The organism is Cupriavidus alkaliphilus (assembly GCF_014191175.1).
In the GTDB taxonomy this organism is placed as follows: Bacteria; Pseudomonadota; Gammaproteobacteria; order Burkholderiales; family Burkholderiaceae; genus Cupriavidus; species Cupriavidus alkaliphilus.
On sequence record NZ_JACHWE010000001.1, the window covers coordinates 504,636 to 522,762 of the forward strand.

Below are 18,127 nucleotides of genomic sequence, written 5' to 3' on the forward strand. Positions count from 1 at the left end.
AGGCGGCTTGTCTCGACTGGAAGTGGAGCGGGCGATGGGAATCGAACCCACGTCTTTAGCTTGGGAAGCTAAGGTAATAGCCATTATACGACGCCCGCGAACCCGCGATTCTATGCGGGAACCCGGGGCAGTGCAAGCGAGTGGCTGATGAGGCTCATTCAGCGGCTCATTCAGCGGCCCGGGTCCTTTCTCGCGAAATTCTTGCCGACGACCTGGCTGATATAGCTGCACAGCCCGCGTCCCGCTGTGGCGAGGCGCTTCATGTGTTCGACATGGCTGCGGCCCGTGCTTCGGTAGTCGTAGGTGTAGACGCCACCGTCTTCGAACTGGACCCGGATATGGCCAGGGCCAAGTTCGTAGGCGATCACGCCGGATTTACCGCTGAGGTTTCGGTAGGGCTCCATGAGCGCCAATGATATGTCGCCTTTGCCTTCGCTGCTGGCGCCGGAGCGGGTCGCCCCGATGCCTCAGCGGCGTCGCACCGGCGCCGGCGGCAGTCCGCCGTCTTGCGCGGTCACCGCTACCAGCGCTTCGCGCAGCTGGTCCACCGCCGGGGGCGATTCGATTGCCGCCGGCGAGATGAAGACCAGATGGCCCGAGGCAAATGGCACGCGCAGGCGCACCTCGCGCACCATCGACATGGCCTGGTAGTGGGCCAGGGCGGTGGCGGGCGCCACCGTCAGGAAATCGCCCGCGGCGGTCATGGCCAGGTTGCTGTGGAACGACGCCGATTCGATATGTGGCACCGGCGGCAGCTGGCCGCTGTCAAGAAACGGTTGCTCGAACACGTCGCGGGTGTGGGTGCCGCGCGGCGGCAGGATCCACGGGCCGTCGTGCAGGTCCGCCAGCGCGACGTCGCGGCGCCGCGCCAGCGGGTGGCCGGGCGCGCAGACCACGGCCAGGTATTCGTCGCGCAGGCGCGTGATGCGGGCGCTGGCCTCGAGCTGTCCGGCGTCGTCTTGCTGCAGCCGGCCCACGATGCAGTCGAGTTCGCCGGCGGACAGCATCGCGGCAAGCCCGGCGACGGAATGTTCCCGTACCGCCAGGCGCGGCAGGCTGCCCTGTGCGCGCAGCCGCGCCAGGGCCCGCGGCAGCACGTCCACCCCCACCAGCGGCAGCATGCCGAGCCGCACCAGCGGGACTTCCGGCCGTGCCAGCAGCGCCTCGCCGGCCGCGTCGATCGCGCCCAACACCACGCGCAAACGTTCCAGCGCCCGCTCGCCCGCCAGGCTCAGGCGGCCGCCGCGCGTGGTCCGTTCGATCAGCTTGCAGCCGAAGGCGAGTTCCAGTTCCTGCAGCATCTTGGTGACGGCGGGCTGGCTGAGGTGCAGCACCTCGCCGGCCGCGGTCAGCGAGCCGTTGCGCGCCACCAGGTCGAGCAGGCGCAGGTGGCGGATGCGCAGGCGGTCGATCCGGCTGGGCAGTGGCGTGGCGCCCTGCGCGGCAGAGGCTGGATTCATAACAAAACGTGATGACTTCATCAAGACTGGATAATTGTTTCGAATGCCTGGGCTGCGGACAATCGGGTCAAACCATGGAGGAGACCTGCGATGGATGCCAATCCCGGGCGGCGCCTGCTGCTGAAGTCATTGCTGGCGCTGCCGGCCGCCGCCGCGGCGGGCAGCGCGACCGCGGCCAACCCCTATCCGAGCCGTCCGATCCGGCTGGTGGTGCCCTACGCCGCCGGCGGCGGGCCGGACATCCAGACGCGCAAGCTGGCCGAGCGGCTGGCGCAAGTGCTGGGCCAGCCGGTCGTGGTGGAAAACAAGGTCGGTGCCGGCGGCATCCTCGCCGCCGAGTTCGTCACGCAGCAGCCGGCCGACGGCTACACGCTGATGCTGGGCGCCTCCACCCATGTCGCGCAGAAGCTGCTGCAGCCCGGCGCGAAGTTCGATCCGATGGCGTTCACCCACATCATCCGCGTCGGTGTCAGCCCGTCGGTGCTGGTGGTCAGCGCCGGCGCGCCGTACCGGAACGTGGCTGACCTTGCCGCGGCGGCACGGCGGGCGCCGGGCACGCTTAACTACGCCTCGGGCGGGATCGGCTCGGCGGCGCATGTATCGGGCGCGGCGTTCGCGTCGGCGACCGGCATCGACGTGGTGCACGTGCCGTACAAGGGCTCGGTCGAGATCGTGCCGTCGCTGCTCAAGGGCGATACCCAGTTCGGCTTCCCGGTCGCGGCCACGGCGATACCGCAGCTCGCCAGCGGCAAGGTACGGGCGCTGGCGGTAACCTCCGCCAGCCGCGCCGCGGCGTTGCCGCAGGTACCCACGCTGAACGAGGCATTGGGGCGCAAGGACCTCGACCTCGATGCCTGGAGCGGGATCTGGGCGCCGCCGCGGTTGCCCGCTGCCATCACTGCGCGGCTGCATGCGGCGGTGATGCAGGCGCTGGAGGATCCCGGGCTGCGCCGGACCTATGCCGACATGGGCGCCGTGCTCGCACCGACTTCCGCGCCGGACGCGTTTTCGCGGCTGGTGGCGGACGAGACCGCGCGTCTGCGCCAGATCATCGACAAGAACCGCATCGCCACGGAGTAGGCATCGCCATGACCCTCAACCCCCAACCGGATTTCGCGCCGCTGGCCGGCATCCGCGTGCTGGATTTCTCGCACGTGATCGCCGGTCCGTTTGCCACCTTCCTGCTGTCTCGGCTGGGTGCCGAGGTAACCAAGGTCGAGAACGCGGGCGGTGGCGACGTGATGCGGCGCGCGGGCAAGGGCCATGCGGCCTTTGTCGCGCTCAATGCCGGCAAGTCGTCGCTTGCGCTCGACCTGGCCGATGCAGACGGGCGCGCGCATGCGCTGGAACTGGCCAGCCGCTGCGATGTGTTCGTCGACAACCTGCGGCCCGAGGTGCTGGAGCGTTTCGGGCTGGGCTATGAGGCGGTACGCGCGCGCAACCCGCGCGTGGTCTATTGCAGCATCTCCGGCTTTGGCCGCGGGGCGGCGCAGTGGCACGGCCGGCCGGCGTATGACCACGTGGTGCAGGCCGCCACCGGCATGGCCTGGATGGGCGGGACCGAAGGCGATCCGCCGATGAAGACCGGCTTCCCGGTGATCGACTCCGCCACCGGCATGCTGGCGGCGTTTGCCATCCTGGCCGGCGTGCGCGAGAGCGAGCGCACCGGGCGCGGCATGCTGCTGGATGTGGCGATGGCCACCGCCGGCCTGCAGCTGATGTACCCGATGACATGCGATGCCATGACCACTGGCGGCGTGCCGGTGCGGCAGGGCAACCAGGGCTATTCGGGCAGCCCGTCGGCCGACTTCTTCCCCACGCAGGACGGCTGGCTGGCGATCGGCGCGAATACGCCGAAGCAGTTGCTGGCGCTGCTGCAAGCGCTCGGGCTGGCGGCGCTGGCGCACGATCCGGCCTTGTTCGACACGCCGCTGGATGCGGGCGCCTTGCCGTCTTTCGTGCGCTCGCTGGATCCGGCCGCGCTCAAGCGGGCCATTGCCGGCGCGGTGGCGGCCGGCACCGCGGCCGAGCTGGAGCCGCGCCTGGCGGCGCTCGGCATCCCCGCGGCGCGCCTGCGCACTATCTCCGAGTTCGCCGCGGAGTCGATGGCCAATGGCGGCCTGCAGCCGGTGACGCTGCGCGAAGGGCAGACCGAGGTCCTGTCACCGGGGCTGGGTTTCCGCGTGTACCGCCAGGGGTGAAGCCCGGCGTATAGTGGCTGGCACGATGGCGCACCGCCGGATGTGCCGTCACCTTGCCCGCAACGTCAGGACGCCCTCACCTTGACCACCGACTTCTTCGCCCGCTTCGAAGCCGAATGCCTGCCGCGCATCGCCGATGCGATCGGCCAGCAACACCGGCGCGTGCAACTGCAACCCTTGCCTGCCGAAGCGCCGGGACAGGCGCCGCGCCTGCGCGTGACCGCAGACGGGCCGCCGGAGCTGCGGCGCCATCCGTATGCGCTCGATATCACGCTGGCGTGGGACGGGCTGGAGGTGCAGCGCCTGTTCGCCGCGGGCGGCGAGGCGCGCTTCGCCGGCTACCTGGCCGCGTTGCCGTCCAAGCTGCAGGCGTGGCAGGAGCCGCGCGGCATCGATTTCCGCTCGCTGTCGCAGGCCGACCCGCAGATCCTGATCGGCGGGCTCGATTTCGAGCACTGAGCGACGCCGCTTGAATCACCCGGCGACGCGCAGCCGGCACACCGCGCTTTCCGTCTGGCCGGGCTCGATCCAGCGCAAGCCGTGGCCATGGTGGATGGCATCGGGCAGGCCCACCCACGGTTCCACGCAATAGAAGTCGGAGGTTTCGCTTTCGGACCAGGTGGTCACGGCATGCCAGGGCACGCTGCCGGGCAGCCCGAGCTCGAACCGGACCTGGCGGCCCGGCATGGCCAGTTGCGCCGCGGGGCTGCCATGGAAGACGTGGAACGTGTCCTGCAGTCGTGGATCGGCAAGCTGGTACGTTGGCTCGCCGGATTCGGCCGGCCCCGGGCTGCCATTCGGCAGCTGGCGCCTGCGCTCGGTGTCGGGCAGGGCCAGCGACGCCGCGGCGCGCTGCGCGTGGGGCAGGGCGAAATAGAAGTGGTGGCCGGGATAACAGGGCAGGCGCTGCGTGCCGGGGTTGGTGGTGCGCAGCGTCACCTCCAGGCCGTCGGGCAGCAAGGTGTAGACCACGTCGAAGACGAAGGCGAACGGATAGCCGGCGCGCGTGGCCTCGCTGTCGCGCAGCGTCATCGTGATGGCGGTGTGCGTGTCGATGGCGCTGACCTCGAACGGCAGGTCGCGCGCAAAGCCATGCTGCGCCAGGGTATGGACCGTTCCGCTTGCATCGCGCCACTGGCCCGGGCTGCCATCGACAAAATGCCGGCCGATAAACGGGAACAGCAGCGGGTTGCCGCCGCGGATCCTGGCCGCGCGGCTCCAGTCGGCGGCGTCGGGCCAATACAGGATGTCGTGCCCGCGGTGCACCCAGCGCACCAGCCGCGCGCCATGTTGCGGCGCCAGCAGCAGGTAGGAATCGGCCTGGCCGATCCGCACCAGCGGCTGGCCCTGGAAGTCTTCGGTTGGCAGGTTGTGCATGGCCTGGACGATATGTTGGCGCTCAGGTCGTTGCCGACTCGGCCTGGCGCGCCTTGAGGAAGCGCGCGGCGTAGTCGAAGTACCAGTCGAGCGTGTCGGGATTGGCCATGGCGTCGCGGTTGGCGATGCCCTGCGGCGCATGGCCCAGCAGCAGCTTCTTGATCGGCACCTCCATCTTCTTGCCCGACAGCGTGCGCGGCACGCCGGGCGCCTGCACGATCTCGTTGGGCACATGGCGCGCCGACAGCGCGCTGCGGATGCGCGCGCGCAGGGTGTCGCGCAGCGCGTCGTCGAGCACCACGCCTTCGCGCAGCACCACGAACAGCGGCATATACGACTCGCGGCCCAGGTATTCGAGGTCGACCACCATGCTGTCCAGCACCTCGGGCAGGTCTTCGACCACGCGGTACAGCTCGCTGGTGCCGATGCGGATGCCGTGGCGGTTGATGGTGGCGTCCGAGCGCCCGTAGATCACCGCGCCGCCGCGCCTGGTGATCTTGATCCAGTCGCCATGCCGCCAGGCGCCCGGGTAGGTGTCGAAATAGCTGTCTCGGTAGCGCTGGCCGTCTGCGTCGCCCCACAGGTAGAGCGGCATCGACGGCATCGGCTCGGTGCAGACCAGTTCGCCGACCGCGTCGACCAGCGGCTGGCCGTGGTCGTCGAAGGCTTCCACCTTCGCCCCCAGGCAGCGGCACTGCATCTCGCCGGAGTAGACCGGCAGCAGCGGGCAGCCGGCGACGAACGAGCCGGCGAAATCGGTGCCACCCGACATCGGCACCAGCCAGATGTCTTCGCGCACATGGCGGTAGATCCAGTCGTAGGCCTCGACCGGCAGCGGCGAGCCGGTCGAGCCCAGTCCGCGCAGCCGCGACACGTCGGCGATGCGCGCGGGCTCGATGCCGGCCTTCATGCAGTTGGTGAAGAACGCCGCGCCGGCGCCGAACAGGGTCACGCCGGCATCGTCGACGAAGCGCCACAGCACGCCGGCGTCGGGCCAGGCCGGGTTGCCGTCGTAGAGCGCGATGGTGGTGCCGAGCAGCAGCCCGGCCACCTGGGCGTTCCACATGATCCAGCCGCTGCTGCTGTACCAGTGGAACACGTCGTCCGGACCCAGGTTGTTGTGGAACGCCATCAGCTTGAGCTGCTCGATGACGATGCCGCCGTGGCCGTGCACGATCGGCTTGGGCATGCCGGTGGTGCCGGACGAGTAGACGATCCACAGCGGATGGTCGAACGGCACCGGTTCGATCGCCAGCGGCACGTCGTGCCCGAGCACCTCCTGCCACGCATGAACGCGCATGCCGGCGGCCGGCGCCGTGCCGCTGCCGGTTTGCGGCACCAGCACCAGGTCGGTCAGCGAGGGCAGGGCCGCGACCAGTTCGGCCAGCACGGGCGCGCGGTCGTAGACCTTGCCGCCGTAGCGGTAGCCGTCGACGGCGATCAGCACCTTGGGCTCGATCTGGCGGAAGCGGTCGATCACCGCCACCTGGCCCATGTCCGGCGCACAGCCGGACCAGACCGCGCCCACGCTGGCGGTGGCCAGGAAGGCGACCACGGTGGCGGGAATGTTCGGGAGATAGCCGGCGACACGGTCGCCGCGCTGCACGCCCATCTGGCGCAGCGCATGCGCCAGCGATGCTACCTGGGCTTCGAGCGTGGCCCAGCTGAGTTCAGCCAGCGGCTGCGCCTCGCCCGCGTAACGGATGGCGGTGCGCTCGCGGGCCGCACCCGTGCCGGCGTGGCGGAACACCTGCTGCACGTAGTTCAGCGTGGCGCCCTCGAACCAGCGCGCGCCCGGCATGGTGCGCCGGTCCAGCACTCGGGCCGCGGGCGTGTCGAAGCGGACGTCGAAGTAGGCGCGCACCGCGTCCCAGAAGGCTTCCAGCTCGGTGACCGACCATTGCCACAGGCTGTCGTAGTCGTCGAAGACGAGGCCGCGCTCGGCGCGCAGCCAGCGCATGAAGGCGGCGATCTGGCTGCTGTCGCGGAACGCCTCGGACGGCGTCCACATCAGGTTCCCTTCGGTCAAGCGCGCAGTGCTGCTCATGTCTCCTCCTTGGGCCCGTCTGTCGCGGGTATCGGATGGTGGGCGATGGCGTCCCGGGCGCCTGTGGCGGCACCCGGGCATCAGCGTGACATGATAGCCGGGGATGGAGGCGGTTGCCGGTCAGGGGCTCGCCGGCCGGTCGAACAGGCTTTCCCACAGGGTGTCGACCTTCGCCTTGACCGCGGCGTCCATGGCGATCGGCGTGCCCCATTCACGCGTGGTTTCGCCGGGCCACTTGTCGGTGGCGTCGATGCCCATCTTGGAGCCCAGGCCCGACACCGGCGAGGCAAAGTCGAGGTAGTCGATCGGGGTGTTGTCGACCAGCACCGTGTCGCGGCTGGGGTCGACGCGGGTGGTGATGGCCCAGATCACCTCCTTCCAGTCGCGCACGTCGACATCGTCGTCGACCACCACGATGAACTTCGTATACATGAACTGCCGCAGGAAGCTCCACACCCCGAACATCACGCGCTTGGCATGGCCGGCGTACTGCTTCTTCATCCGCACCAGCGCCATGCGGTAGCTGCAGCCCTCGGGCGGCAGGTAGAAGTCGGTGATTTCCGGGAACTGCTTCTGCAGCAGCGGCACGAACACCTCGTTCAGCGCCACGCCCAGCACGGCCGGCTCGTCGGGCGGCTTGCCGGTGTAGGTGGAGTGGTAGATCGGGTCGCGCCGCATGGTGATGCGGTCGATGGTGAAGACCGGGAACCAGTCCTGCTCGTTGTAGTAGCCGGTGTGGTCGCCGAACGGGCCCTCCAGCGCATGCTGGTAGCCGGACGGGTGGTTCGGGTCCGGCTGGATATGGCCTTCCAGCACGATCTCGGCCGACGCCGGCACGCTCAGCTCGGACAGCGTCGGGGTCAGGCAGCTGGCCAGCGCGGTGCGGCTGCCGCGCAGCAGGCCGGCGAACTGGTATTCGGACAGCGTATCGGGCACCGGCGTCACCGCGCCCAGGATGGTGGCCGGGTCGGCGCCCAGCGCCACCGCGATCGGGAAGGGCTTGCCGGAGTTGGCCAGCGCATGCTCGCGGAAGTCGAGCGCGCCGCCGCGGTGCGCCAGCCAGCGCATGATGACCTGGTTGCGGCCGATCACCTGCTGGCGGTAGATGCCCAGGTTCTGGCGCTTCTTGTGCGGGCCCTTGGTCACCACCAGGCCCCAGGTGATCAGCGGCGCGGCGTCGCCCGGCCAGCAGGTCTGGATCGGCAGGCGCGCCAGGTCGACGTCATTGCCTTCCCACACCACTTCCTGGCAGGCGGGGGCGCTGACGCGCCTGGGTGCCATGTCCCACACCGACTTGGCCAGCGTGAACAGCTTGCCGGCCTCGCGCAGCCCGCGCGGCGGCTCCGGTTCCTTCAGCGCCGACAGGAGCCGGCCGATGTCGCGCAGGTCTTCCATCGATTCGGCGCCCATGCCAAATGCGACTCTGCGTGTCGTGCCGAACAGATTGGCCAGCACCGGCACGCTATAGATGTGGCCATGGGGAGCGCCCGCAGGTTGCTCGAAGACGACCGCGGGACCGCCGGCGCGCAGCAGGCGATCGCAGATTTCGGTCATTTCCAGGTTGGGCGACACCGGGCGGGCGATGCGCCGCAGTTCGCCGAGCCCTTCGAGCTGGCCGATGAAATCGCGCAAGTCTTTGTATTGCATGGTGAATTCTGTTGTGGTGCGGCATCCCGCACCGGATCCAGGAGGCGGCAGTCAGGTCGGTGACAATACACATTCCTCGGGGCGGCGGCAAAAAAATCGTCCGGCCGGTGCCGCGGAAATTGTAAGTTTTTTGTCCGCCCGGGGGCGGGCCTTAAAGCGGCGAGCCAAGGCCACGCCTGCGATTGCGGGGTTCCGAGTGATGCCGGGCCGACCAACACTGCGTTGTTACAAATAACTGAAAGTAGTGAATTGTCGATTTATTATTCTTGACGGGATATAACACCGTTCCTACAATCCGGTCTGCTCCATGGAGTGTTGCGTCGCAACATGGATTTTCCCCCTGTGTCAAGGGGTGCACATCAAAAGAACGTGCCAGAAAGTCCCTCCAGCAAGGACCGATGGTCAGGCCCGCGCGCACGGCGGGTTGACCGGTCGCCTCCGGCGACTTGCCGGAGTGTAGAGAGTTAAGTCGTGGCAGGTAGCGCTCCCCCAGGGCGCGGCCTGTTTCCAGTTGGGCGCATGGGGAGCGCCCTGCCAACAGGTGCTTGGTCGTCACTGCTAGACGGCGCGGCATCCTTACTTGAGTACGTTGAGATCGGGCGCATGCCGCAGTCGGGCACGCGAAGCGGGCAACGGATGGAGGTAAGCATGAGCGGTTGGAAAACCCTTCATCTTCCCGGCATTGGGCGGGCCCTGCAGGTCCGTCTCCGACAGCCGGTACCCGGAGTGAGTCGGGCATTGCAGGTCCGTCTCGCGCATCCGGTCGCGGGCCGCGCCTTGCGCGGTGGCCGCACGACGCTGAAGTACGCCCTGAACAGCCTGGGCGTGATGGCGGTGGTTTCGGCGGTGTCGCTGTCGGTGAGCCAGGAATGGCGCACCACGCTGGCCGCCTTGCTGGCCGGTGACGAAGCGCCAGCGGTGCTGGTAAGCGCCGCCGTGGCAGCGCCCGCGCCCGCGCATGCCGGCACTGCTCCCGGCGCTGCGCCCAGCCCGGCCGTATCCAACGCCGTCCCGGCGAGCACGGCGGACGTCGCGGCGGCCAAGTTCGGCTATGGCACTGGCCGCGGCGGCAAGCCGGGCCTGCCGACCGTGTCGGGCGTCGACGAATGGAGCCTCGCGGCCAATACCAAGGTGCCGTCGGTCGCGCACCTAGCCGCGCGCATCCCGGTGACGCGGGTGGCCATGGACGCCCGCAGCACCGGCGGCACGCTGGGCAGCGCGCGCGAACAGGCCGCGGTGGCGGACTATATCGCCCGCAAGTACCGCGTGGCGGCCCAGGCCACCGCGCAGCTGGTCAAGGCGGCCTACCTGACCGGGCGCGAGGTCGGCATCGACCCGCTGCTGATCCTGGGCGTGATCGCGATCGAGTCCAGCTTCAACCCGTACGCCGAAAGCGGCGTGGGCGCGCAGGGCCTGATGCAGGTCATGACCAAGGTCCACCAGGACAAGTACGAAGCCGTCGGCGGCGTGTCCGCGGCCCTGAACCCGTACGCCAACATCAAGATCGGCGCGCTGGTGCTCAAGGACTGCATCGCCCGCGCCGGCTCGCTCGAGGGCGGCCTGAAGTACTACGTCGGCGCCACCACGGCGACCGATGGCGGCTACGGCGCCAAGGTGCTGGCCGAGCGCGCCCGCCTGCGCCAGCTGATCGGCGTGCGCAGCGCGCCCGCCAATGCCGACAAGCCGGCGGCCGAGGACAAGGCGCCGGTCGAGCATGCGCCGACCGAGAAGCTGGAAGCCAACAACGGGCCGCACAACGCCTGAGCCGGCTCCCGCCATCGCCCAGAAAAAAAGCACCCCGCGGGGTGCTTTTTTATTGGCCTGCCGCCGCGGCGGCCGGGTGCGGTCAGCGGAACAGCCTGCCCAGCCGTGCCATCGCCTCTTCGATATTCTCGCGCGACGTGGCGTACGAGATCCGGATGTAGTCCCGGGCCGTATGCGGGCCGAAGTCCTGCCCCGGCACCACTACCACGCCCGCGTCGTGCAGCATGGCCTGCGTCAGGCGGTCGGCATCGCCGGCGGCCGGGTGGTTGACGCCGCGGCAGTCCGCATACACATAGAAGGCGCCGTCGGGGCGCACCGGCACGCGCAGCCCGAGCGACTCCAGCGCCGGCACGATCAGGTCGCGGCGGCGGCGGAATTCGGCCTTGCGCTCGTCGTAGATGGCCAGCGCCTCGGGCGTGAAGCACGCCAGCGCGGCATACTGCGCCACCGCCGACGCGCAGATGAACAGGTTCTGCGCGACCTTCTCGAAGGCCTCGACCAGCGCCTCCGGCACCACCAGCCAGCCCAGGCGCCAGCCGGTCATGTTGAAGTACTTCGAGAAGCTGTTCACCGTGACCACGTTAGGGTCCAGGCTCAGCGCCGACACCGGCGCGGCATCGTAGGACAGGCCCTGGTAGATCTCGTCCAGGATGGCAAAGCCGTTACGCGCGCGCACCGCCTGCAGGATCCGCGCAAGTTCGTCGGGCAGGATCGAGGTGCCGGTCGGGTTGGACGGCGAGGCCAGCAGCACGCCCCGGGTCTGCTCGCCCCAGTTGGCCTCGACCTGCGCGGCGGTCAGCTGGAAGCGCTCGGCCGGGCCGCTCGGGATCATGCGCGCGACGCCGTCGAAGGCGGCGACGAAGTGGCGGTTGCACGGATAGCTGGGGTCGGGCATCAGCACTTCGGCGCCAATCTCGACCAGCACCGCGCACGCCAGCAGCAGCGCGCCCGAGGCGCCGGCGGTGACGATCACGCGCCGCGCCGGGATATCCAGGCCGTAGGCGGTCTTGTAATAGCCGGCGATGGCCTCGCGCAGCGGATGGATGCCGAGCGCGCCGGTGTACTGCGTGACGCCGCGGCGCATGGCGGCTCCCGCCGCGCGCACCACCGGCTCGGCGGCGGTGAAGTCCGGTTCGCCGATGCCCATGTGCACGATATGGCGGCCGGCGCGCTCCAGCGCGGCAGCTTGCTTGGCCAGCTCCATCACATGGAAGGCTTCGATGTTGGCGAGGCGGGAGGCGGTGGCCAGGTGCTGCAAGTCCATGGTGTTCCGGGGCGGGCAGGGGCCCGTTCAGCAATAGGGGTAGGTGGGAATGAAAACACCCGCCGCGGCGGGTGTCGTCTTCATCGGCGCTGGCGCCAGGGCCAGCGCGACGGCACGGCGGGCCGCGGAGCCGGGCGCTCAGCGGCGCGCGGCCACCTCGGCGGCGCGCACCTGGGCGGCAAGCTTGTCCAGCACGCCGTTGACGTACTTGTAGCCCTCGACGCCGCCGAAGGTCTTGGTCAGCTCGACGGCTTCGTTGATGACCACCTTGTACGGGATGTCGAGGCAGTGCACCAGCTCATAGCTGCCGACCAGCAGGGCGGCGCGCTCGACCGGCGACAGTTCGTCGACGGAACGGTCCAGGAACGGCTCGAACGCGGCGGTCAGGCGGGCCTCTTCGCGCACGGCGCCGTTGAGCAGCGCGTCGAAGTGCTCGCGATCGGCCTTGTTGAAGCCCTGGGCGTCATGCAGGTGGGCCTGGATCGCGCCGATGTCGTTGCGGTTCAGCAGCCACTGGTACAGCCCCTGCAGGGCCAGCTCGCGCGAACGGCGGCGCGCGCTCTTGGGCGGCGCCTTGGCTTCGGTGCGGGCCGCGGCGGGCTTGCCGCCGGCGGTCGTCTTGCCGGTGTCGTTGTCCGGGGTGTTCGACGTATCACTCATCGTCGTCCTCGTCTTCGTCTTCCTGGCCGCGCAGCGAATCCAGCGCCGCCACCAGGTTGGCCATCTCCACCGCGGCGCGGGCGCAGTCGCGGCCCTTTTCGCGGGTGCGGGCGTGGGCCTGCTCGTCGGTGTCGACGGTCAGGATGCCGTTGGCGATCGGCACGTTGAAATCCAGGCCGACGCGGGTGATGCCGGCGCCCGACTCGTTCGAGACCAGCTCGAAGTGATAGGTCTCGCCGCGCACCACCGCGCCCAGCGCGACCAGCGCGTCGAACTGGCCGCTCTCGCACATCTTCTGCAGTGCCAGCGGGACTTCCAGCGCGCCGGGAACGGTCACCACCAGGGTATCTTCGCCCTCGACGCCGAGCTGTTCCAGCTCGGCCACGCAGGCCTCGAGCAGTTCGGCGCAGACCGGCTCGTTGAAGCGCGCCTGCACGATGCCGATACGCAGGCCTTCACCGTCGAGGTTGCTGGGGTAGAAGCCGTGATCCATTGTTCAATTCTCCAGTTATTCGGGAGGGCCGCGGCGGCATGCGCCGCGGCCCGGGTATTGGGGATGGCTCGGTCCTGGGGCCGGCTCAGTCGGCCTGGCCGCTCATCGGCTGGTAGCCGGTCACTTCCAGGTCGAAGCCGGTCATGCTGGGCATGCGCTGCTTTGCGGCCAGCACACGCATCTTGCCGACGCCGACATCCTTCAGGATCTGCGCGCCCATGCCATAGGTGCGCAGGTCGGGCTTGCGGCGCGGCCGCGACTGCGGCGCGTCGAGCGCGCTGAATTGCGTGAACAGCTGCTCGACGGTGTCGCCGCAGTTCAGCAGCACGATCACGCCCTTGTCGGCCTCAGCAATGGCCTGCATCGCCGCCGGGATGCTCCACGAGTGCGTCGTGCATTTCACTTCCAGCAGGTCCAGCACCGAGAACGGCTCGTGCACGCGCACCAGCGTTTCCTGTTCCGGCGTGGGCTTGCCCTTGACCAGCGCCAAGTGGGCCTGGCCGGTTGGCTTGTCGCGGTAGGCGATGCTGTGGAAGGTGCCGTACGGGGTTTGCATGGCGCGCTCGCCGACGCGCTCGATAATGCTCTCGGTGCGGCTGCGGTAGTGGATCAGGTCGGCGATGGTGCCGATCTTCAGGTCATGCTCCTGCGCGAACTCGATCAGGTCGGGCAGGCGCGCCATGGTGCCGTCGTCCTTCATGATCTCGCAGATCACCGCCGCCGGCGTCAGGCCGGCCAGCGCGCCCAGGTCGCAGCCGGCCTCGGTATGGCCGGCGCGGATCAGCACGCCGCCGGGCTGGGCCGTCAGCGGGAAGATATGGCCGGGCTGGACCAGGTCGGCCGGCTTGGCGTCGCGGGCGACCGCGGCCTGCACGGTGCGGGCGCGGTCGGCGGCGGAAATGCCGGTGGTCACGCCCTCGGCCGCTTCGATCGAGACGGTGAAGTTGGTGCCGTGCTGGGTGCCGTTGCGGCTCACCATCGGATGCAGGTCGAGCTGGCGGCAGCGCTCGGCGGTCAGCGTCAGGCAGATCAGGCCGCGGCCATGCTTGGCCATGAAGTTGATCGCCTCCGGCGTGACGAAATCGGCAGCCAGGACCAGGTCGCCCTCATTTTCGCGGTCTTCCTCGTCGACAAGGATGACCATGCGGCCGGCGCGAATGTCGGCAATGATGTCTTCGGTACGGGCGATTGTCATGGCGTGCTGAACGGCAGGTTGGGGCGGAAAACAGGCGAAATCGGGCGGAAACCGTCGGATGGCTGTGGCAGGAACCATGGCCGCGGTGGAAAGCGGCCGGACTGAGGCGGGGCTTCGGGCCAGGCCGGCCGGGCCATATACGCGCGGCAGGTCGCCCAGTCAAGCCGGCTATTGTACGCCAAGGCAGGCCATGCGGGAGGCGGCGGCAGCGGAAAGTGCGCCGACTGCGGCAGCGAGTGGGGCGGGGTGGCCGCCGTGGCGAAACGCTGGGCCGACCGGGTGCCGGTTGCGGCGCGTAGGCGGAATGCGCCGGCCGCAGGTGGCCTCAGGTGGCCTTAGGCGGCCTCGGCTAGCGGTGTCAGATATGCGGCCCCGGCCGCGGTGCGCAGGCGTGAAGTCCTGGCGATGCGCGCCCGCGCTGCGCGCGTTGCGTCAGCCAGTGCGAGTTCGCGGGTGGGAAAGCCGGCGCCGGGCTGGGCGAACCTGGCGTGCGCATCGAGCGCATAGGACCATTCCCATTTGCCGAAGGTCACCTCGGCCAGCGTTACGACAACGTGGCAGTGTTGATAGAAGAAGCTTTCGCCCATGCGGGTTCCCTGTGGTTGGCGCCGTGCCGGCGCGTGAGAGACGGTGAAACGGCGATACGCCGCAGCCCCTTCAGGCAGGCCGGCCATGGCACCACGGAAAGCCGGCATAGCGTCGCGCGCCGGCTCGCGTGAATGGCCTGAAGCGCATGAACAACGGTCGTGACGGCGGCTGCAGGCGCGGCCAGCCGTCGCCGACGGCGCGATCCCAGTCGATCAGCAGCGTGACGGCGCGCCGCAGTGGCGTTGAACTGAGCCGCAGCAGGCCCATGCGATGCGGCACCTGCGCGGCATGGCGAGGCGGCTGCCACCGCGGCGTGGCGGCAACCCAGCGGTAAGTGATTCGGGAAGCTGGCGCGCTCATGTGATGTCCTCTTGAATGCCGGGCCGAAGGCGGCACAGCGGCCACGGCGCTTGCGCACGGTGTGGCGGATGCAGGGAAACGCCGGTGAACAGGACGCGTTGGCCGGCAGGGCAGCGTCCGGTGAGGCGTAGGCGAGGGAAGCTGGAATGCGTGGGTGCGCCGAGGGTCAGACATGTCCTGCGCACAGCCCTTTGATTCTAGGCGCGCCAGGCCGTCAATCCCAGTTCACTTACAACATCGGGCATGGCGGCGAGAAATCCGCCACGAACGCGCGGCGGCAGCGTAAGCTGCGCCAGTGGCGAGGCGGAAGTTCCCGCCGGACTGCCGATCCGGCCCGGTCCGATCGCGTCCGCAAGCTTTGCATACTCATTGCGCACAAACTCAGGGAGACAGCCATGCCGAGACAGATCAAGAACAAGGCCGAACTGCGTGCGATGGTCCGGGCGGAGCAGGCGAAGATGCCCGCGTGCGAGGGTACCTGCTTTGGCGATATCGTCTGGCATGAGCCGGATGCCAGCGGCTGCAACTGGAGCCTGTCGACCATGGAAGGCGGCGACAGCGCCGCGTGCGTGGCAGCGCTGCGCCCCTTCACCGACCAGCTGCGCCAGTCTTACAACGTGCCCGATGAGGGCAAGTAGCCGCGGGTTTTACGCGGCGGCCTGGGCGGTCGACAGCATCCGTTCCACGTAACGGGCGATCAGGTCGATCTCCAGGTTGACGCGCGCACCGGGCTTGAGCTCCTGCAGCGTGGTCACTTCGACGGTGTGCGGGATCAGGTTGATCGAGAACACGCAACCGTCGGCCTCGTCGGTGACGCGGTTGACGGTCAGCGACACGCCGTTGACCACCACCGAGCCCTTGTAGGCCAGGTAGCGCGCCAGCTCGCGCGGGGCGCGGATGCGCAGCTCGTGCGACTCGCCCACCGGGGCGAAATGCACCACTTCGCCCAGGCCATCGACGTGCCCCGACACCAGGTGGCCGCCGAGCCGGTCGGCCAGCCGCAGCGCTTTTTCCAGGTTGACGCGGCCGGGGCGGTCGAGCCCCACGGTCTTGTCCAGCGATTCGCGCGAGACCTCGACGTCGAACGTGTCGGGCGCCATGGCGATCACGGTCATGCAGGCGCCCTGGATGGCGATGCTGTCGCCGATGATGACATCCGACAGGTCCAGCCCGCCCGCCGCGATGCGCAGGCGCACGCCGGCGTCGGCGGCCTCGGCTGCGGTGGCGAGCGGGGTCACGGATTCAATGCGGCCGACCGCCGCGACAATGCCAGTAAACATGGTGGAGTCTTGTGCTTGAGGTTTTGGGAATCTCGAATAAGCTGCCGGCGTTCCAGCGCTACGCATCGTTGCGCCGGGCGATCAGCCGCAGGTCGTCGCCGATCTGCCGGACTTCATGCCAGTGGAACTGCTCGGCATCCTGCAGCCGCGCCAGCGGCGGCAGGTTGAACATGCCCTGGGCATCGCCGAGCAACTTGGGCGCGAGGTAGATCAGCAGTTCGTCGGCGCAGTGCTCGCGCACCAGCGAACCGTTGAGCTTGAAGCCCGCCTCGACGTGCAATTCGTTGATGCCGCGCCGGCCGAGTTCTTCCAGCATGCGGCGCAACTCGACCTTGCCGTGCGGGTTCGGCAGCACCACGACTTCGGCGCCGCGGCCTTCCAGCGCGCGCTGGCGCTGACGGTCTTCCACCGCGCAGAACACCAGCACGGGCTGGGCGAACTCGCCGGTATCCGGCGTCAGGATCTGCGCGTCGAGCGGCACTTCGAGGCGGGAATCGACCAGCACCCGCTGCGGCTGGCGCGGCGTGGCGATGGCACGCACCGTCAGCGCGGGATTGTCGTCGCGCACGGTGCCGATGCCGGTCAGGATGGCGCAGGCGCGGGCGCGCCAGGCGTGCCCGTCGTCGCGCGCGGCCTGGCCGGTGATCCACTGGCTGGTGCCGTCATGCAGCGCCGTGCCGCCGTCCATCGACGCCGCCACCTTGACGCGCACCCACGGCAGCCCGCGCGTCATGCGCGAGACAAAGCCGATATTCAGGTCGCGCGCCTCTTTTTCCAGCAGGCCGCAGCGCACGTCGATGCCGGCATCGCGCAGGCGCTGCAGGCCGCGCCCGGAGACCGACGGATTGGGGTCTTCCATCGCCGCCACCACGCGCGCCACGCCGGCGCGCACCAGCGCATCGGCGCAGGGCGGGGTGCGGCCGAAATGGCTGCACGGCTCCAGCGTGACATAGGCAGTGGCGCCGGCCGGATCGAGCCCGCGCGACAGCGCGTCTTTCATCGCCTGGATCTCGGCATGGTCTTGCCCGGCCGGCTGGGTGAAGCCCTGCCCGATGACCTGGCCATCCTTGATCAGCACGCAGCCGACGCGCGGATTGGGCGTGGTGTTGAACATGCCCCGCGCGGCGAGCGCGAGCGCCTGCTGCATGGCGGCGTGGTCGGTATCGGAAAACATTCGGCGATCGGGTGGGCCTTGGCGCTGCGATTAGGTGGCAGGGCTGCCAGGTCATGGCGGTTCGGAGGATTCCGCCGCCTCGCAGTCAGCGTCGCGGCCGGGTGTGCAGAGTCGGATACGTCCCTGCGCGCCCAGCCTGACTTGCCGCTGCTCGCTACGGCAGCCAAGCGTGAAGGTGGCGGCCTGGAAACCGCCCTGCTCAGAACGAGAGTATCCCACAGGCAGGAATTTCAGCACATTGGCGCCGCGCACGGTTTGCCGCAGCGTCACGGACAGGCACGGCATGCCGGGCTCGACCACGGACAGCACTACCGGCTGGTCCGGGCCGGCGCCGGCCGTCACCAGTTGCCAGCCCGGACTCAGCGTGGCCTCGCCCGGCAGCGGCTGCAGCGTCACCTCGACGCGGCGCGACAGCGCGGTGGCGCGTGCCAGCGCCAGCGACATCGCCAGCCGGTCGGCCGCCAGCGTGACCTGCTGGCGCGCAAGCATGCCGCTGAACAGCGGAAAGGCCGCGGCCGTGAACACGCCGAGAATGACCAGGCCGGCGACCAGTTCGACCAGCGTCAGTCCTCCCGCGCGTCGATGCCTGCCGGCATCCCATGGTATGTCCATCCGCG

The 18,127-nt window shown here is 69.2% G+C and carries 19 protein-coding genes and 1 tRNA gene; 5 read left to right on the forward strand and 15 right to left on the reverse strand.

Annotated features, from left to right (window positions below; translation table 11 throughout):
* Window positions 1-23 precede the first annotated feature (23 nt).
* From FHX60_RS02420 to FHX60_RS02430, 3 genes are all read right to left on the reverse strand, one after another.
* A tRNA-Gly gene (locus FHX60_RS02420) sits at window positions 24-98 on the reverse strand.
* 72 nt (window positions 99-170) lie between these two features.
* Window positions 171-404 (reverse strand): hypothetical protein, encoded by a 234-nt coding sequence (locus tag FHX60_RS02425; protein WP_183282462.1) that lies wholly within the window; start codon window positions 402-404, stop codon window positions 171-173.
* Window positions 405-467: 63 nt separating this feature from the next.
* On the reverse strand, window positions 468-1,460 hold the full coding sequence (locus FHX60_RS02430; protein WP_183282463.1) for a LysR family transcriptional regulator: 993 nt from the start codon (window positions 1,458-1,460) through the stop codon (window positions 468-470).
* A gap of 90 nt (window positions 1,461-1,550) precedes the next feature.
* Between FHX60_RS02430 and FHX60_RS02435 the strand changes: the two genes are divergently transcribed.
* The 3 genes from FHX60_RS02435 (at window position 1,551) to FHX60_RS02445 (ending at window position 4,120) form a co-directional block, all read left to right on the forward strand.
* Window positions 1,551-2,540, forward strand: a complete 990-nt coding sequence (locus FHX60_RS02435) for a tripartite tricarboxylate transporter substrate binding protein (protein ID WP_183282464.1) — start codon at window positions 1,551-1,553, stop codon at window positions 2,538-2,540.
* An 8-nt stretch (window positions 2,541-2,548) separates the two neighbouring features.
* Window positions 2,549-3,661 (forward strand): CoA transferase, encoded by a 1,113-nt coding sequence (locus FHX60_RS02440; RefSeq protein ID WP_183282465.1) that lies wholly within the window; start codon window positions 2,549-2,551, stop codon window positions 3,659-3,661.
* Between the two features lie 81 nt (window positions 3,662-3,742).
* Window positions 3,743-4,120 carry a DUF5594 family protein gene (locus FHX60_RS02445; protein ID WP_183282466.1) on the forward strand — a complete coding sequence of 126 codons (378 nt, stop codon included), beginning with the start codon at window positions 3,743-3,745 and terminating at the stop codon, window positions 4,118-4,120.
* Between the two features lie 15 nt (window positions 4,121-4,135).
* Here the strand turns inward: FHX60_RS02445 and FHX60_RS02450 are convergent, their stop codons facing one another.
* The 3 genes from FHX60_RS02450 to ubiD all read right to left on the reverse strand — a co-directional run bounded on the left by FHX60_RS02450 (window position 4,136) and on the right by ubiD (window position 8,732).
* A complete protein-coding gene (locus FHX60_RS02450) occupies window positions 4,136-5,038 on the reverse strand; it encodes an aldose epimerase family protein (RefSeq protein ID WP_183282467.1) in 903 nt (300 codons plus the stop codon).
* 22 nt (window positions 5,039-5,060) lie between these two features.
* On the reverse strand, window positions 5,061-7,085 hold the full coding sequence (locus tag FHX60_RS02455; protein ID WP_183282468.1) for an acetoacetate--CoA ligase: 2,025 nt from the start codon (window positions 7,083-7,085) through the stop codon (window positions 5,061-5,063).
* 120 nt (window positions 7,086-7,205) lie between these two features.
* Window positions 7,206-8,732, reverse strand: a complete 1,527-nt coding sequence (gene ubiD / locus FHX60_RS02460; RefSeq protein WP_183282469.1) for a 4-hydroxy-3-polyprenylbenzoate decarboxylase — start codon at window positions 8,730-8,732, stop codon at window positions 7,206-7,208.
* Between the two features lie 648 nt (window positions 8,733-9,380).
* Between ubiD and FHX60_RS02465 the strand changes: the two genes are divergently transcribed.
* A complete protein-coding gene (locus tag FHX60_RS02465; protein WP_183282470.1) occupies window positions 9,381-10,496 on the forward strand; it encodes a lytic transglycosylase domain-containing protein in 1,116 nt (371 codons plus the stop codon).
* Window positions 10,497-10,578: 82 nt separating this feature from the next.
* Here FHX60_RS02465 and FHX60_RS02470 read toward each other — a convergent pair whose 3' ends face one another.
* From FHX60_RS02470 to FHX60_RS02495, 6 genes are all read right to left on the reverse strand, one after another.
* Complete coding sequence (locus tag FHX60_RS02470; protein WP_183282471.1) at window positions 10,579-11,760, reverse strand: pyridoxal phosphate-dependent aminotransferase; 1,182 nt, start codon at window positions 11,758-11,760, stop codon at window positions 10,579-10,581.
* 138 nt (window positions 11,761-11,898) lie between these two features.
* Window positions 11,899-12,420 carry a transcription antitermination factor NusB gene (gene nusB / locus FHX60_RS02475; protein WP_112774456.1) on the reverse strand — a complete coding sequence of 174 codons (522 nt, stop codon included), beginning with the start codon at window positions 12,418-12,420 and terminating at the stop codon, window positions 11,899-11,901.
* On the reverse strand, window positions 12,413-12,913 hold the full coding sequence (gene ribH / locus FHX60_RS02480) for a 6,7-dimethyl-8-ribityllumazine synthase (protein ID WP_012353576.1): 501 nt from the start codon (window positions 12,911-12,913) through the stop codon (window positions 12,413-12,415). The genes nusB and ribH overlap by 8 nt, the downstream gene beginning before the upstream one ends.
* A gap of 85 nt (window positions 12,914-12,998) precedes the next feature.
* Window positions 12,999-14,108, reverse strand: coding sequence for a bifunctional 3,4-dihydroxy-2-butanone-4-phosphate synthase/GTP cyclohydrolase II (gene ribBA / locus FHX60_RS02485; protein WP_092306878.1), 1,110 nt, complete (start codon window positions 14,106-14,108; stop codon window positions 12,999-13,001).
* Window positions 14,109-14,443: 335 nt separating this feature from the next.
* Complete coding sequence (locus FHX60_RS02490) at window positions 14,444-14,695, reverse strand: hypothetical protein (RefSeq protein ID WP_183282472.1); 252 nt, start codon at window positions 14,693-14,695, stop codon at window positions 14,444-14,446.
* A 70-nt stretch (window positions 14,696-14,765) separates the two neighbouring features.
* Window positions 14,766-15,056, reverse strand: coding sequence for a hypothetical protein (locus FHX60_RS02495; protein WP_183282473.1), 291 nt, complete (start codon window positions 15,054-15,056; stop codon window positions 14,766-14,768).
* A gap of 395 nt (window positions 15,057-15,451) precedes the next feature.
* Here FHX60_RS02495 and FHX60_RS02500 point away from each other — a divergent pair, with 395 nt between their 5' ends.
* Window positions 15,452-15,694: a hypothetical protein gene (locus FHX60_RS02500; RefSeq protein WP_183282474.1), complete on the forward strand. Its 243-nt coding sequence runs from the start codon at window positions 15,452-15,454 to the stop codon at window positions 15,692-15,694.
* Between the two features lie 9 nt (window positions 15,695-15,703).
* Here the strand turns inward: FHX60_RS02500 and FHX60_RS02505 are convergent, their stop codons facing one another.
* From FHX60_RS02505 to FHX60_RS02515, 3 genes are read right to left on the reverse strand one after another with little or no spacing between them, the layout of a single operon-like run.
* The gene (locus tag FHX60_RS02505) at window positions 15,704-16,336 is read right to left on the reverse strand and encodes a riboflavin synthase (protein ID WP_183282475.1); all 633 of its coding nucleotides are present in this window, start codon (window positions 16,334-16,336) and stop codon (window positions 15,704-15,706) included.
* Between the two features lie 58 nt (window positions 16,337-16,394).
* Complete coding sequence (gene ribD, locus FHX60_RS02510) at window positions 16,395-17,510, reverse strand: bifunctional diaminohydroxyphosphoribosylaminopyrimidine deaminase/5-amino-6-(5-phosphoribosylamino)uracil reductase RibD (RefSeq protein WP_092306887.1); 1,116 nt, start codon at window positions 17,508-17,510, stop codon at window positions 16,395-16,397.
* A 51-nt stretch (window positions 17,511-17,561) separates the two neighbouring features.
* Window positions 17,562-18,122 (reverse strand): GspH/FimT family pseudopilin, encoded by a 561-nt coding sequence (locus tag FHX60_RS02515; protein WP_183282476.1) that lies wholly within the window; start codon window positions 18,120-18,122, stop codon window positions 17,562-17,564.
* Window positions 18,123-18,127 lie beyond the last annotated feature (5 nt).